Annotated in this window: 13 protein-coding genes; 8 read left to right on the forward strand and 5 right to left on the reverse strand. The window is 66.4% G+C overall.

What is annotated here, in order from left to right:
• The first annotated feature begins 288 nt into the window (after positions 1 to 288).
• Positions 289 to 2,475 (forward strand): ATP-binding protein, encoded by a 2,187-nt coding sequence (locus GBZ48_RS14525; RefSeq protein WP_174471683.1) that lies wholly within the window; start codon positions 289 to 291, stop codon positions 2,473 to 2,475.
• Positions 2,476 to 2,482: 7 nt separating this feature from the next.
• On the opposite strand, the gene pdxY is transcribed toward GBZ48_RS14525, so the two are convergent.
• Positions 2,483 to 3,343: a pyridoxal kinase PdxY gene (gene pdxY / locus GBZ48_RS14530; protein WP_174471684.1), complete on the reverse strand. Its 861-nt coding sequence runs from the start codon at positions 3,341 to 3,343 to the stop codon at positions 2,483 to 2,485.
• Positions 3,344 to 3,561: 218 nt separating this feature from the next.
• Between pdxY and GBZ48_RS14535 the strand changes: the two genes are divergently transcribed.
• Entirely contained in the window at positions 3,562 to 4,431 is an 870-nt protein-coding gene (locus GBZ48_RS14535; protein ID WP_174471685.1) for an HpcH/HpaI aldolase/citrate lyase family protein, read from the forward strand.
• Between the two features lie 28 nt (positions 4,432 to 4,459).
• On the opposite strand, the gene GBZ48_RS14540 is transcribed toward GBZ48_RS14535, so the two are convergent.
• Positions 4,460 to 5,869 (reverse strand): BAR domain-containing protein, encoded by a 1,410-nt coding sequence (locus GBZ48_RS14540; protein WP_211105752.1) that lies wholly within the window; start codon positions 5,867 to 5,869, stop codon positions 4,460 to 4,462.
• Positions 5,870 to 5,923: 54 nt separating this feature from the next.
• A complete protein-coding gene (locus GBZ48_RS14545; protein WP_174471687.1) occupies positions 5,924 to 6,319 on the reverse strand; it encodes a response regulator in 396 nt (131 codons plus the stop codon).
• A gap of 528 nt (positions 6,320 to 6,847) precedes the next feature.
• On the opposite strand from GBZ48_RS14545, the gene GBZ48_RS14550 reads away from it, so the two are divergent.
• Positions 6,848 to 7,138 carry a con-10 family general stress protein gene (locus tag GBZ48_RS14550; RefSeq protein ID WP_109050568.1) on the forward strand — a complete coding sequence of 97 codons (291 nt, stop codon included), beginning with the start codon at positions 6,848 to 6,850 and terminating at the stop codon, positions 7,136 to 7,138.
• Positions 7,139 to 7,243: 105 nt separating this feature from the next.
• Here GBZ48_RS14550 and leuB read toward each other — a convergent pair whose 3' ends face one another.
• Positions 7,244 to 8,359 (reverse strand): 3-isopropylmalate dehydrogenase, encoded by a 1,116-nt coding sequence (gene leuB / locus GBZ48_RS14555; protein ID WP_174471688.1) that lies wholly within the window; start codon positions 8,357 to 8,359, stop codon positions 7,244 to 7,246.
• A 72-nt stretch (positions 8,360 to 8,431) separates the two neighbouring features.
• Positions 8,432 to 9,043, reverse strand: coding sequence for a 3-isopropylmalate dehydratase small subunit (leuD, locus tag GBZ48_RS14560; RefSeq protein WP_174471689.1), 612 nt, complete (start codon positions 9,041 to 9,043; stop codon positions 8,432 to 8,434).
• 407 nt (positions 9,044 to 9,450) lie between these two features.
• On the opposite strand from leuD, the gene GBZ48_RS14565 reads away from it, so the two are divergent.
• From GBZ48_RS14565 to GBZ48_RS14585, 5 genes are all read left to right on the forward strand, one after another.
• On the forward strand, positions 9,451 to 11,079 hold the full coding sequence (locus tag GBZ48_RS14565; RefSeq protein ID WP_174471690.1) for a hypothetical protein: 1,629 nt from the start codon (positions 9,451 to 9,453) through the stop codon (positions 11,077 to 11,079).
• An 86-nt stretch (positions 11,080 to 11,165) separates the two neighbouring features.
• Entirely contained in the window at positions 11,166 to 12,212 is a 1,047-nt protein-coding gene (locus GBZ48_RS14570) for a glycosyltransferase family 2 protein (RefSeq protein WP_174471691.1), read from the forward strand.
• On the forward strand, positions 12,212 to 12,640 hold the full coding sequence (locus GBZ48_RS14575) for a GtrA family protein (protein WP_174471692.1): 429 nt from the start codon (positions 12,212 to 12,214) through the stop codon (positions 12,638 to 12,640). Before GBZ48_RS14570 ends, GBZ48_RS14575 begins: the two co-directional genes overlap by 1 nt.
• Positions 12,641 to 12,731: 91 nt before the next feature.
• Positions 12,732 to 13,583, forward strand: coding sequence for a diaminopimelate epimerase (gene dapF, locus GBZ48_RS14580; RefSeq protein WP_174471693.1), 852 nt, complete (start codon positions 12,732 to 12,734; stop codon positions 13,581 to 13,583).
• Positions 13,576 to 13,836, forward strand: coding sequence for a DUF4160 domain-containing protein (locus GBZ48_RS14585; protein WP_174471694.1), 261 nt, complete (start codon positions 13,576 to 13,578; stop codon positions 13,834 to 13,836). The genes dapF and GBZ48_RS14585 overlap by 8 nt, the downstream gene beginning before the upstream one ends.
• Positions 13,837 to 13,838 lie beyond the last annotated feature (2 nt).

Consider the following 13,838-nt stretch of genomic DNA (forward strand, 5'->3'; position numbering starts at 1 on the left):
GACGGGAGGGCGAACAGGGCATGGCAGAGTGGCGTCCACGCTCAAAGCACCGGGCATGAACGGCGCGGCATCTGCGCGCAGTGGAAAACCCCGCATTTCCGTCTGGTTACACTTTCTTTAAGGTGTCGGCGCGATTAGAGTGTGATCGTTTCAAGCGGTATCGCTTGAAGCGTGAATCACACGGAAAATCAAAAGCTTAGGGTCTGTCTGGCGCTTCAATAAGCACCAGGCAGACCCTAAGCAGGGCAGGCCGTCCGGCCGCAACCGCCACTGGAAATCACGACGCCGATGCCTGTTCCCGGGTCCGCCTCCCCGCCGCCGCCCCGCTCCACCGCCGGTTTGGCGGGGGCGTTGCGTGGCCGGCTGGGATCGGTCCGCTTCCTGATGACCGCGTCCGGCCTCGCCTTCATCCTGGTGGTGAACATGCTGATCGGCTACGGCATCCTCCAGGGCCGGCGCGAGGCGCTGGATGCCGGGGAGCGTGCGACCCGCGATCTTGCCCGCATGCTGGAATCGCAGACGCTGCGGACGGCCTTCGCGGTGGACCAGATGCTGCGCGACCTGTCCTTCGCGCTCGACACGCTTCCCGACAGCCCCCGCCGCGGCAGCACGGCGATCCACGATCATTTGCGCCAGCGGCGCGACAATTTCGCCGAATTGGCCGATCTGGTGGTGGTCGACGGCGACGGCCTCGCCCTCCATCATTCGGCCGAACTGCCGCTGCCGACGGTTCCGTTGTCCGACCGCGCCTATTTCACCGGGCCGCGTGACGGCGGCCAGGACCTGCATGTCAGCGCCGCCATCACCAGCCGGGTGCGGCCCGGCACACAGATCATCCCGTTCAGCAGGCGCTGGCTGGATACCGACGGCGGCTTTCGCGGCGTGCTGGTCGCCATGGTCGATCCGACACGTCTGGCGGCGACGCTGGAATCGCGGGATATCGACCGCAAGGGCAGCGTGATCCTGGCGCTGGGGGATGGAACCATCCTGCTGGAGCGGCCGCAGGGCCGCAGCGAAAGTCAGGGCGAAAGTCAGGGTGGACCGGGCCGGCTGACCGACTGGCCGGCGGTGTGGACTGCGCTTGCCACCCATGACGAGGCCACCATACGCAACGCGGCACCCGGACCTGGGGGCAGCACCGACAGCCTGGTCAGCGTGCGGCGGGTGCAGGGCTATCCCTTCGTGATCGTCGCGACCCTGCCGGTGGCGGCGGCGCTGGCCGAATGGCGGCGCGACACGGCGGCCTGGACCTCCATCGGCACGGTGATGACCATCGCCATCGTCCTGCTGACCGCCTTCGTCGTCCGCCAGCATGCCCGGCGGGACGAGGATCAGGCCCGGCTGGCCCGCGCCTCGCGCCGGATCCGAGGCATCCTCGATTCCATGCTGGATGCCGTGGTGACCTTCGACACCGCCGGGCGCATCGTCACCTTCAACCGCGCGGCGGAGATGATGTTCGCCGTGCCCGAGCGGGAGATGATCGGCCAGCCGATCGAGGCACTGATCCCCGACGCGCGCGGCGGCGCCAACGACCGGGACCTGACCGCCCTGCGCCGCGACGGCCATGCCTTTCCGGTCGGCTTCACCGTCAGCGATCTGCGGCTGGGCGGCGGGACCGGTGCGGTGCGTCCGGACGAACCGCGCATCCATGTCGGCGTCATCCGCGACATGACGCGCCGCAAGCAGCAGGAGGCGGAACTGATCGCCTCCAAGACCCAAGCCGAACTGGCGAACCGGGCGAAGAGCGAATTCCTGGCCAACATGAGCCATGAGCTGCGCACCCCGCTGAACGCCATCATCGGCTTTGCCGAGGTGCTGGACAGCGAGTTCTTCGGCACCGTCAACGAGCGGCAGAAGTCCTGCATCACCGACATCCACGACAGCGGCCGGCACCTGCTGGACATCGTCAACGCCGTGCTGGACATGTCGAAGTTGGAAGCCGGCCAGTTCGAGCTGTGCGAGGAGGCGGTGGAGGTGCATGAGGCGGTCGGCCAATGCCTGATGATGGTGCGCGACCGCGCGGCCTCCGGCGGAGTCGCCATCCACAACGAGGTGACGGCCGCCATCGCCACCCTGTGGGTCGACCGCCGTGCCTTCAAGCAGGTGATCCTGAACCTGCTGTCCAATGCGGTGAAATTCACGCCCGGCGGCGGCAGCATCACCATAACGGCCGGGATGGAGCAGGATCGCGGCTTCGCGCTGGCGGTCGCCGACACCGGGATCGGCATCCCGCCCGGCTTCATGGCCGACCTGTTCCAGCCCTTCCGTCAGGCGGAGAACGCCGCCAACCGCCGGTACGAGGGCACCGGGCTCGGCCTGTCGATCTCGAAGAATTTCGTCGACCTGCATGGCGGCATGCTGACCTGCCGCAGCACGCCGGGCGCCGGCACCACGATGACGGTGCGGCTGCCGGCCGGGCGGGTGATCGAACAGCCCAGCCAAGTCGGCAGCCGCAACCCGGTTCCCGCGGCCTGAGGCGGTTTCACCGCAAACGCGTTGCCGAGAAGCGCCGGGGCGGATTGACGAACTCGTCCTGCGCCGCGATCAGCTGAAGCTCGCGCGTGCCCATCCGCCGCGTCGTCTCGAAGATGGCGAAGATCGCCGCCGCCGCCTTTTCCAGCGCATCGGCCGGGTCGAAGGCGGTCAGGTAATGGGCAAGGAACAGCGCCGCCACCGCGTCGCCCGACCCGTTGGGCGGCGGGTCGAAGGTCAGGCGCGGCGTCGACACCAGCCAGGCGCCGTCGGCGCCGTCCACCAGCATCTCGATGCTGTCGGGATCGGCATCGCTGCGGGTCAGGCTGGTGACCAGGACCAGCCGCGGCCCGCGGGCACGCAACGCCGCGGTGGCAGCCAGCGCATCGTCCAACGTCGCCACCTTGCGGTCGGTCAGATATTCCAGCTCGAACTGGTTCGGCGTCATCAGGTCGGCGGCGGGAACCGCATGGTCGCGGATGAACTCCGGCAGGCCGGGCCGCACGAAGAAACCGCGGCCGACGTCGCCCATCACCGGATCGCAGCAGTAGATCGCCTTGGGATTGGCGGCCTTCACCCGCGCCGCCGTCTCGACGATGACCTGCCCCAGCTCGACGGCGCCCATATAGCCGGACAACACCGCATCCTGCGCTGGCAGCACGCCGCGGGCGGCGATGCCGTCGACGATGTCGGCGATATGCTCCGCCGTGAAGACCTGCCCGGTCCAGGCGCCGTAGCCGGTGTGGTTGGAGAACTGGACGGTGTTCACCGCCGTGGCATCGATCCCCAGCCGCTGCAGCGGAAACACCGCGGCGCGGTTGCCGACATAGCCATAGGCGACGTGCGATTGGATGGTGAGGACGCTTTTCATGGGAGAAGCGTAAGCGACGCTCCGCCGGGCGTAAAGCCGCCGACTCCGCGGCGACGGGCGGGGGGCGCGGCATGGCTGCCATGCGCCGGACCTCGCGAGCGGGAGTGCTGCGTCCGTGTGGCACACGGGTGTCGACCCATGGACAGGACTCATGGACAGGGGAACGGCGCGCGGCTAAAGCTGGCCCATTCCATCATCCGCATTTCCGGGATACCGCCATGGCCACCACAGTCCGCCCCCGCCGCAGCGTGCTCTACATGCCGGGCTCGAACGCCCGCGCCCTGGAGAAAGGGCGCAACCTGCCGGCGGACGGGTTGATCCTGGATTTGGAGGATGCGGTCGCCCCGGATGCCAAGGCGACCGCGCGCGACACCATCGCCGGCGCGCTGGCCGCCGGCGGCTATGGCGGGCGGGAACTGATCGTGCGGGTCAACGGGCTGAACACGCCCTGGGGCTATGACGATCTGCGCATGGCGGCGGCCAGCGGCGCCGACGCTGTGCTGCTGCCGAAGGTGGAGAGCGCCGACGCGGTTCGGCAGGCCGAGGCGGTGCTGCGTGCAGCCGGGGCGCCGGCCGGACAGACCATCTGGTGCATGATGGAAACGCCGCTCGGCATCCTGAACGCCAAGGAGATCGCCGGCGCGTCCCCCACCGTCGGCGGGCTTGTGCTCGGCACATCGGACCTCGCCAAAGACCTGCACGCCGCCCATACGGCGCAGCGGCTGCCGATGATCACCAGCCTGGGGCTGTGCCTGCTGGCGGCCAGGGCTTATGGGCTGGCGGTGCTGGACGGCGTGCATCTGGACCTGAACGACGACGACGGCTTCGCCGCCTCCTGCCGGCAGGGGCGCGAGCTGGGCTTCGACGGCAAGACGCTGATCCATCCCAAGACGATTGCCGCCTGCAACGCCGCCTTCGCCCCTGACGCCGAGGAGATCGCCCAGGCCCACCGCATCATCGCCGCCCATGCGGAGGCGGCAGCCGCCGGCAAGGGCGTGGTGCTGGTCGACGGCAAGCTGGTGGAGAACCTGCATGTCGAGAACGCCCGCCGGCTGGTGACGCTTGCCGAGGCGATCGACGCGCTCTGAGGCGGGCCGAACCGTCTGACCGACAGTTTCACCCGTCCTCCCCATCGCGGTACAGGTCGGGCCAGTCGAAGCGGATCATCGACCGCGGCCGGTCTTGCAGCGGGCCGATGCGGTTTCCGGCGACCAGCCTGACCCCCGATGCCCGCGCCGCCACCACCATGCTGGTGGTCGACAACCCGGCGACGCAGATCATCAGGCCGGCGCGCTCCGCCGCGGTGACGATGCCGTTCATCTCCTCCATCAGCCGGGCTTCGGCCGAGCGGTCCGCCGGCATCGCCATGGTGATCCCGCTCAGGCCGTTGCCGGAAAGTCCGGAAAGGCTCTGCGACTTGAACTCGATCCGCATGAAGGTCCAACGGCAATAGGGCCTGACCTCATGCAGCAGTTCGTTGAGCCGCCCGGTCGGCACCCCAGGCGGGAAGCGCAGGAGCTCGAAGATGAGAAAGCGGCGCAGATAGTCGGGAATCGACTGGCAGATCTCCAGGAAGGGCAGCCGGGTACGGCGGGCCGCCAGCGTTTCGAAGCAGACAGGCACCGACATCATCAGTCGCGACCTGTTGCGGAATAGCCCGTTCAGGATTTCCACGGATTCGACCAGCGCATCCGCATCGAGCCGCAGCAGCTCCATGGGATCCGTCAGGGAATTCAGCGCCGCCGTCCCTTCCAGAAAGGAACCGTCCGGAAAGATGCGTACCGGCGTGCCCATATAGGTCGAGATGACCAGTTTGCCGATGTCCCAGACCGGCCGGTAACGGATGCTGAACTGACCGGCATCCTCGGGGGAGAGCTGCAACTGGCGCAGGACAGGCCGAACCTTGCCGTCACCATCGTCAGCGTGAATGTTTGGGCCGGACATCACCGGAGAACCGTCGGCCGACCGGACGGCCGCAGAATCCGGACGTGGCCGCGCTTCCGCCAGCAGAACTTTGGCAAGAGCATGCTCGAACTGAATTTGCCCATCCGCCACACCAACGGCGGTCGAGATCCGCAGGTCGGCTGCCCGGTCGTCACCGAGAAAAAGCTGCAGCAGTTCCTGCGCGATCCTTGCGCAGACCAGGTCAGCGGCGTGCCGGTCGAGCGTCGCGAACACAAGGATGAAATCGTCGCTCGCTGTTTTGAAGCGGATGTCGTTGCGGGCGAGACAACGGTCGATGATCGCATCCGCGGCAACCAGAACCCGCGGGCGCAGAGCGAGCCAACCGGATCCCAGGCGATCCCGCATCATGCCGAGATCGAGCAGGTGAACCCGGCCGGTCGAGGCGACCGCCGGTTGCATCAGCAGCCGCCACAGCCGCTGTTCCAGAGCGCGCAGCTCCTCACCGTTCTCCAGCGGCGATGCCGGTGACGGTTTGCCGGCACCGCCGGGGCGGCCCGCAGCGGTCGGTGGAGAACCGGATGCCCCGGCCTGGCTGAACCACCGGCGCAGCAGGCGCTGCATGGGGGCGATCGTCCGCAACACGATATCGCAACTCCTCCCGCCGCTCCCGGCGCGTCAGAGGGTGCGGGGCGTGGGACCACCGGCCCCGCGGCCGCAGAAATCGACGATAAGATCGATGTGGCTGCGTTCGATCGGCTTCGCCAACGCATGATCGGCGCCCATTTGCCGGGCGACCGCCAGCAGGTCCATTGCCTTGCTGCGTCCGCCACCGGAAATGGCGATGATCTTAACCGCAGGGGCCAGCCGCCGCATGCGCATGATGGTCTGGAGACCATCGGCAAACGGCATCACCAGATCGCAGATCACCAGGTCCGGCCGGTTTGCCTGGAACAGCCGCATGGCCTCCTGTCCATCCTCGGCTTCGACAACCTCCACCCCGGCTTTTTCGAGAAGGCGACGCAACGTCAAACGCAGAGTGGGATCATCGTCAACCACAAGCACGGTTGGCATTTTCCCCTCCTGTCCACATGGAGCCGGCCCGGCATCGAATCCGTCGCATCCCTAATCAGGCTCCGGCATGCATTGCCACTTTCTTAATATAGTCATCGATAATCCAAAAATTTCTTCAAGTTTTTGGATTTTCCAAATAATTGCGATGGAGAAATTTTGATATTTCTGCGTAAATATACGTGCCATCCACGCAAATCGGCAATTTAATGCCATAGAATGGCTTCCATGATTCAAAGTTATATTTCCAAGACTAGGAAATAACATCTCGCGCTGTTTCTTGTTTTCTGCATCACCTATGCCCGCATTGTTTCGCCACATATCATCTTAGGCGCGATAAACTCCTTGATTCGCTGTCCATAGGTGCAGGAAGAATGCTTCAGCACAACCTTTCCATAGGTCGGAAAGCAGGCTCCGGCAAAGCGGCGCCCTCACTCTACAGGCCATAAGGACAGTTTTTATAAGTCGAAGTGGGAACCACCCTCTGGCCGATTGGTTGTCGATTCAGCAAGGCACAGTCGGAGGTTGGTTATGGCCTCGAAAGAGAGCAATCGTACGTCGGGCCGCGGCTTCGCGTCGATGGACCCGGATCGGCAACGCCAGATCGCCAGCAAAGGCGGTGAAAGCGTACCGGCCGACAAACGCAGCTTTTCAAAGAATCCGGAACTCGCGGCGGAAGCGGGACGCAAGGGCGGGCGCAGCGTGCCCGCATCCTCGCGCAGCTTCTCCAAGAACCCGTCCCTGGCAGCCGAAGCCGGCCGCAAGGGCGGGCAGGCAAGCCATGGCGGCCGCACGGCCGACCGGCCGGCCGGAGGCGACTGACCGGGGAGAGTGAAGAGTTGGGTATCGTGCAGACGAAAAAGCCCCCGTCCTTGCGGACGGGGGCTTTTTCTTTCAGTGCTGTCGGCAGTGCTGCCGGGTGACTGATCAGGAGGCCAGCTTGTCCAGCTCGCGCAGGATCGAGTCGCCCATCACGGTGGTGGAGCAGCGCGCCATGCCAGGAGCCATGATGTCGGACGTGCGCATGCCGCCGCCCAGCACGTTCTGGATGGCCCGCTCGATCAGCTTGGCATCCTCGTCCAGGTTGAACGAGTAGCGCAGGCACATCGCGAAGGACAGCAGCGTGGCGCAGGGGTTGGCCAGATCGCGGCCGGCGATGTCCGGGGCGGACCCGTGCACCGGCTCGTAGAGCGCCTTGCGGTTGCCGTTGGCATCCGGAGCACCCAGCGAGGCCGACGGCAGCATGCCGAGCGAACCGGTCATCATCGCCGCCTCGTCCGACAGGATGTCGCCGAACAGATTGTCGGTGACGATCACGTCGAACTGCTTCGGATTCTTCAGCAGCTGCATGGCGCCGTTGTCGGCATACATGTGGCTCAGCTCGACATCCTGGAACTCTTCCCCGTGCAGCTTCGTCACTTCCTGCCGCCACAGCAGGCCGGACTCCATTACGTTCGCCTTTTCCATCGAGCAGAGCTTGTTGCCACGCTTGCGGGCCAGTTCGAACGCGACGCGGGCGACGCGGCGGATTTCCGAGGTGGTGTAGACCTGGGTGTTCACGCCGCGGCGCTCGCCGTCGCCGATCTCGGTGATGCCGCGCGGCTCACCGAAATAGACGCCGCCGGTCAGCTCGCGGACGATCAGGATGTCCAGCCCGCGGATGACGTCGGCCTTCAGGGTCGAGGCGTCGACCAGCGCGTCGAACACCACCGCCGGGCGCAGGTTGGCGAACAGGCCCAGTTCCTTGCGCAGGGTCAGCAGGCCGGCTTCCGGACGCTTGGTGTAGTCGGTCGGGTTGTCCCACTTCGGACCGCCGACGGCACCCAGCATCACCGCGTCCACCGCCAGCGCCTCGGCCAGGGTGGCATCGGACAGCGGAACGCCATGGGCGTCGATGGCCGCGCCGCCGACCAGCCCTTCGGACACGTCGAAGGTGATCTTGCGCTTGCGGTCCATCCAGTCGATGACCCGGCGAACCTGGCGCATCACCTCCGGGCCGATACCGTCGCCGGGGAGGAACAGAAGCTTCTTATTGGCGGCCATGGCGGGCGCACTCCCAAATGTCAGACGTCAAGAAGACAGAAGTTGAAGAGAATCGGGGGAAGACGGAGGCGCTCAGCCCCACATCCACGGCTGGCCCGCGCGCTGCTTGCCCTCATACCCGTCGATATGGGCCGACTGCTGAAGCGTCAGGCCGATGTCGTCCAGGCCGTTCAGCAGGCAATGCTTGCGGAAGGGGTCCAGCTCGAAGGAGATGGTGCCGCCATCCGGGCCGGTGATGGTCTGCTTCTCAAGGTCGACCGTGATGACGGCGTTCGACCCGCGCGACGCGTCGTCGAGCAGCAGGTCGACCTGCTCCTTCGGCAACTTGATCGGCAGGATGCCGTTCTTGAAACAGTTGTTGTAGAAGATGTCGGCGAAGCTGGGGGCGATGATGCAGCGGATGCCGAAATCGGCCAGCGCCCACGGCGCATGCTCGCGCGACGAGCCGCAGCCGAAATTGTCGCCCGCCACCATGATGCTGGACTTGCGGTAGGCCGGCTTGTTCAGGACGAAGTCCGGGATCTCCTGCCCGTCCGGGGTGTAACGCATCTCGTCGAACAGATGCTTGCCAAGCCCCGTCCGCTTGATGGTCTTCAGGAACTGCTTCGGGATGATCATGTCGGTATCGACGTTGATCATCGGCAGCGGCGCCGCAACGCCGGTGAGAACCGTGAACTTTTCCATCGCCAGAAATCCTGTCGCGCAAGAAAGCGCAAGCGTGCGCATGCAGAGCGTGGTGAATAGCAGACCGAACAAGCCATTGCCAGAGGAAGCTTGCCCTTTTCCCGGCACGCAACGAGCGAACAGGCATGCGCCAATGCATCGGCGCGCACTATTGTTGCGCGCAGGGTTGCGGATTGTCGCGGTCAGGCCCGATTGCGGGTACCGGAACGCAGCACCGGAACCGGCACCCGGATCGCTGGGGGATGCCGAAGGCGGGAATAGCGCCGAGACCCCTGCTGTTCATCGGGCGGCGGATGGTCGACCACCCCTTGCGGCGGACGCCCCGCCCGCCTACCAAATCTCCCGGCAAGCCGACCTGCCCTCTTGAACGAACGCCCACCCGAACCAACGAAGGCCCACCCGATCCGATGCCGACACATGACGACGACCGCAGCGCCCGCCTGATCGGCATCGCCTTCCTGCTGCTGGCGCCGCCGGCCTATGGGCTGCTGACGCTGGCCTTCGGGATGGATGCGAACTGGGACCTGCGGAATTACCACTGGTACAACGGCTATGCGATGCTGACCGGGCGGATCGGGCGAGATCTGCTGGCAGCCCAGATGCCGACCTTCTACAGCCCCTTCCTGGACGTGCCCTTCTATTGGCTGGCGACCCATCTGCCGGCGCGGGCGGCCGGATTTCTGTGGGGGACGCTTCAGGGCATCAACCTGTCGCTGCTGTATCTGCTGGCATCATTTTCCCTCCGGAACGTTCCGGCCCTGAAACGGACGCTGATCGCCATGGCGTTGGCTGTCGCGGGCGGGCTGGGCGGCGGAACGCTGGGTCTGATCGGCACCACCTTCCAGGACAATGTGGTCAGCCTCGGCGTGCTGGGTGCTGCGGCCGTCATTGCCGGCAGCCTTCCCGGCATCCTCGATGGCCGGCCGCTCCCCAGCTTCGCGCGGGTCGCGGCGGCCGGGCTGCTGGCCGGGGCGGCGATGGGGCTGAAGAACCCGACAGTGATCTATGCGGTCGGGCTGTGCCTTGGCTTCCTGGCCCTGCCGGCCCGGCCGTGGCGCCGGCTGTGGCTGGCCTTCTTCTTCGGCATCGGCGTGCTGGCCGGGCTGGCGCTGGGCGGCGGCGTCTGGATGGTGCATCTGTGGCACGATTATGGGAACCCGGTCTTCCCGCACATGAACCACATCTTCAAGTCGCCCTTCGCCGCGCTGTCCGACTATGTCAATGTCAGCTTCTTCCCGCCCGGCCTGTGGCAGCGGCTGTTCTTCCCCTTCGTCTTCACCGTCTCTCCCCTGACAGTGGGAGAGGTGCCGTTCTTCGACCTGCGGGTGCTGGCGCTGTTCGTTCTGGTCCCGGTCGGAGGCGTCTGCGCGGCCGCCACGGGGATGTTGGGGAAGCGGAACGACTGGCTGACCGCCGTGCCGGCGACCCGGTTCCTGCTGGCGGCGATAACCGTCACCTACGCGCTGTGGGTGGTGATGTTCTGCATCTACCGCTATCTGGTGCCGCTGGAGATGCTGGCGCCGCTGGCGCTGGTGATGGCGGTCGGGCTGCTGCCGCTGGCGCGCCGGCTGCGCATCGGGCTGGCGGTGGCGCTGCTGGCCGTGGTGCAGCTGACGGTGCAGCCGGCAGACTGGGGGCGGGTCGCGTGGGCGGACAGTTGGGTCAAGGCCGAGGTTCCGGCCATCGAGGCTCCGGACGACACCATGGTGCTGATGGCCGGCTATTGGGCCATTTCGCACGTCATCCCGTCCTTCCCGGCGCGGGTCACCTTCGTGCGCATCCAGTCCAACTTCCTGCAGCCGGATTCCGTCGGCAACGGCTATCTCGCCATCCTGAAGGACAAGGTGGCCTCCCACCGCGGCCCCTTCCTGATGCTGAGCACGATTCCCGACACGCCCGGCGCGGCGAAGGCCGCGGAGCTGCTCGGCCTGCGGCTCGACCCGCAGCGCTGCCGGCCGATCCCCAACAATCTGGGGGAGACCCTGAACCTATGCGCCGTTGACCGCGAGGGCGGCAAAAGGGAGACAGTGGAATAATCGCGGCGTTTGTGCTGTTTATCGCCGCAGACAGCCCGATCTGCTGACAGCCCGATCTGTCCCGCCTCCAGCCAGAAGCCAGCGCCATGACCGTATCGACCATTGACCGCCCCGCCCTTACCCCGGATGCCGGCGCTTCCGGAACGCCGTCGGCGGCCGCGGCGGTCGGCCCGGCTCCCACCATCGCGGTGCTGATCCCCTGCTACAACGAGGAGGCGGCGATCGGCAAGGTGGTGCAGGACTTCCGCGCAGCCCTGCCGGACGCCATCGTCTATGTCTACGACAACAACTCGAAGGACAGGACGGTGGAGGTCGCGCGGGCCGCGGGCGCCGTGGTCCGGAGCGAGCCGCTGCAGGGCAAGGGCAACGTCATGCGCCGCATGTTCGCCGACATCGAGGCGGACGTTTATGTGCTTGTCGACGGCGACGACACCTATCACGCCGCCAGTGCGCCGGAACTGGTCAAGCGCCTGTGGGACGAGCAGCTGGACATGGTCAACGGCGCGCGGGTGACGGAGATCGTCGCCGCCTACCGCCCCGGCCACCGCTTCGGCAACCTCGTGCTGACCGGCATGGTCGCCAAGATCTTCGGCAGCCGCATCGGCGACATGCTGTCCGGCTACCGGGTGTTCTCCCGCCGCTTCGTGAAATCATTCCCGGCGCTGGCCAGCGGTTTCGAAACCGAAACGGAACTGACCGTCCATGCGCTTGAGCTGCGCATGCCGATCGCCGAGGTGAAGACCCCCTACAAGGACCGTCCGCCCGGATCGCACAGCAAGCTGAACACCATCCGCGACGGCATCCGCATCCTGCGCACCATCATCATCCTGGTGAAGGAGGAACGGCCGCTGCCCTTCTTCTCCGCCGCCTTCGGGCTGCTGGCCCTTCTGTCGGTGATCCTGGGCGTGCCGGTGATCGCGACCTATTTCCAGACCGGGCTGGTTCCGCGCTTCCCCACCGCCCTGCTCGCCACCGGGCTGATGCTGCTCGCATTCCTCAGCCTGACCTGCGGCCTGATCCTCGACACCGTCACCCATGGCCGCCGCGAGGCCAAGCGCATGAGCTACCTGTCGCTGCGCGCACCGGGCCACCACCGGCCGCTGGCGGCGGAGCGCGGAGACGAGCGCCGGTAATGGCAGCGGTCGCGAAATTCCTGGACAGCCGGCTCGGCCGGCTCGGGGTGCAGTTCGCCAAGTTCGGCGCGGTCGGCATCGTCGGGCTGGTCGTAGACACGGTCGTGCTCTACGCCGGTCTGGCGCTGGGGCTGCAATTCTTCGCCGCCCGCGTCCCGTCCTTCTTCGCGGCGGCGACGGCGACCTGGGCGCTGAACCGCGCCTTCACCTTCCGCGGTGCTGTGGACGAGCCGCTGCATCGCCAGTGGGCCAAGTTCATCGCCGCCAACGCCATCGGCGGCGTGGTGAATTACGGCGTGTCGGTCGGGCTGGAATCGAGCGTGCAGACGGTCGCCGAGCACCCGTTCCTGGCGGTGGCCGCCGGGTCCATCGCCGGCATGTTCTTCAACTTCGCGGCATCGAAGCATCTGGTGTTCAAGGGGGCGTAGCAAAGAGCCTCGCCCTGTGGCGGCGCCCGCGATTCTGCCTTGCGCGGCGCCTTATGGACTTATCCCCGCGGCTCGCCATATAACGGCGGCCATGACCCGCGAATTCCTGAAGATGCACGGCCTCGGCAACGACTTCGTCGTGATCGACGCCCGTTCCGAATCCTACCGCCCCTCGGGCGCGGAGGTGCGCGCCATCGCCGACCGCCGGATGGGCGTCGGGTGCGACCAGTTTATTGTACTGGAGAAGACCGACGCGCCGGGCGCCGACGCCTTCATGCGCATCCGCAACGCCGACGGCAGCGAGGCCGCGGCCTGCGGCAACGCGTCGCGCTGCGTCGGCTGGCTGCTGATGGAGGAAAGCGGGCGCGACCGTGCCAGCTTCCAGACCGCCGCGGGTCTGCTGCATGCAAGCCGTGCCGACAATGGCCGCATCACCGTCGACATGGGCGCGCCCCGCCTGGATTGGGCGGCGATACCGCTGGCAGCACCCAGCGACACGCTGCGGGTCGAGACGGTCGAACATGGCGGTTTCGCTGCCCCGGTTGCGGTGAACATGGGCAATCCGCACGCCGTCTTCTTCGTCGACGATGCCGAAGCGGTGCCGCTGGACGAGGTCGGCCCGGTTTTCGAGAACCACCCGGCCTTCCCCGAGCGGGCCAACATCGAATTCGCCCAGGTGCTCTCGCCCACCGCCATCCGCATGCGGGTGTGGGAGCGCGGCGCCGGCATCACCCAGGCCTGCGGCTCGGGCTCCTGCGCCACGCTGGTCGCCGCGGTGCGCCGCGGCCTGACCGACCGCAAGGCCGACATCATCCTGGACGGCGGCACCCTGACCATCGAATGGACCGAGGATGACCGCGTCCTGATGACCGGCCCGGTGGCGCTCGCCTTCAGCGGCCGCCTGTCGGCTGAACTGGTTTCTGGCGGACAGGTCGATGCCTGAAATCTGCCGATTTTTCGGCATCATCATAGCCATGTATTACAACGATCACGCGCCTCCGCATTTCCATGTGCGGTATGGCAACCAGAAAGCCGCAATCGACATCACAACGCTTGGGATCATGGAAGGCGAACTTTCCCCGAGAGCCTTGGGGCTTGTCATGGAGTGGGCTGCCCTACATAGGGAAGAGTTGAAGAACGACTGGGAACTGGCACGCCTGCATGCGCCTCTGACTCAGATTGCTCCGCTGGAATGAAC

Source organism: Azospirillum melinis (assembly GCF_013340935.1).
Lineage (GTDB): Bacteria > Pseudomonadota > Alphaproteobacteria > Azospirillales > Azospirillaceae > Azospirillum > Azospirillum melinis.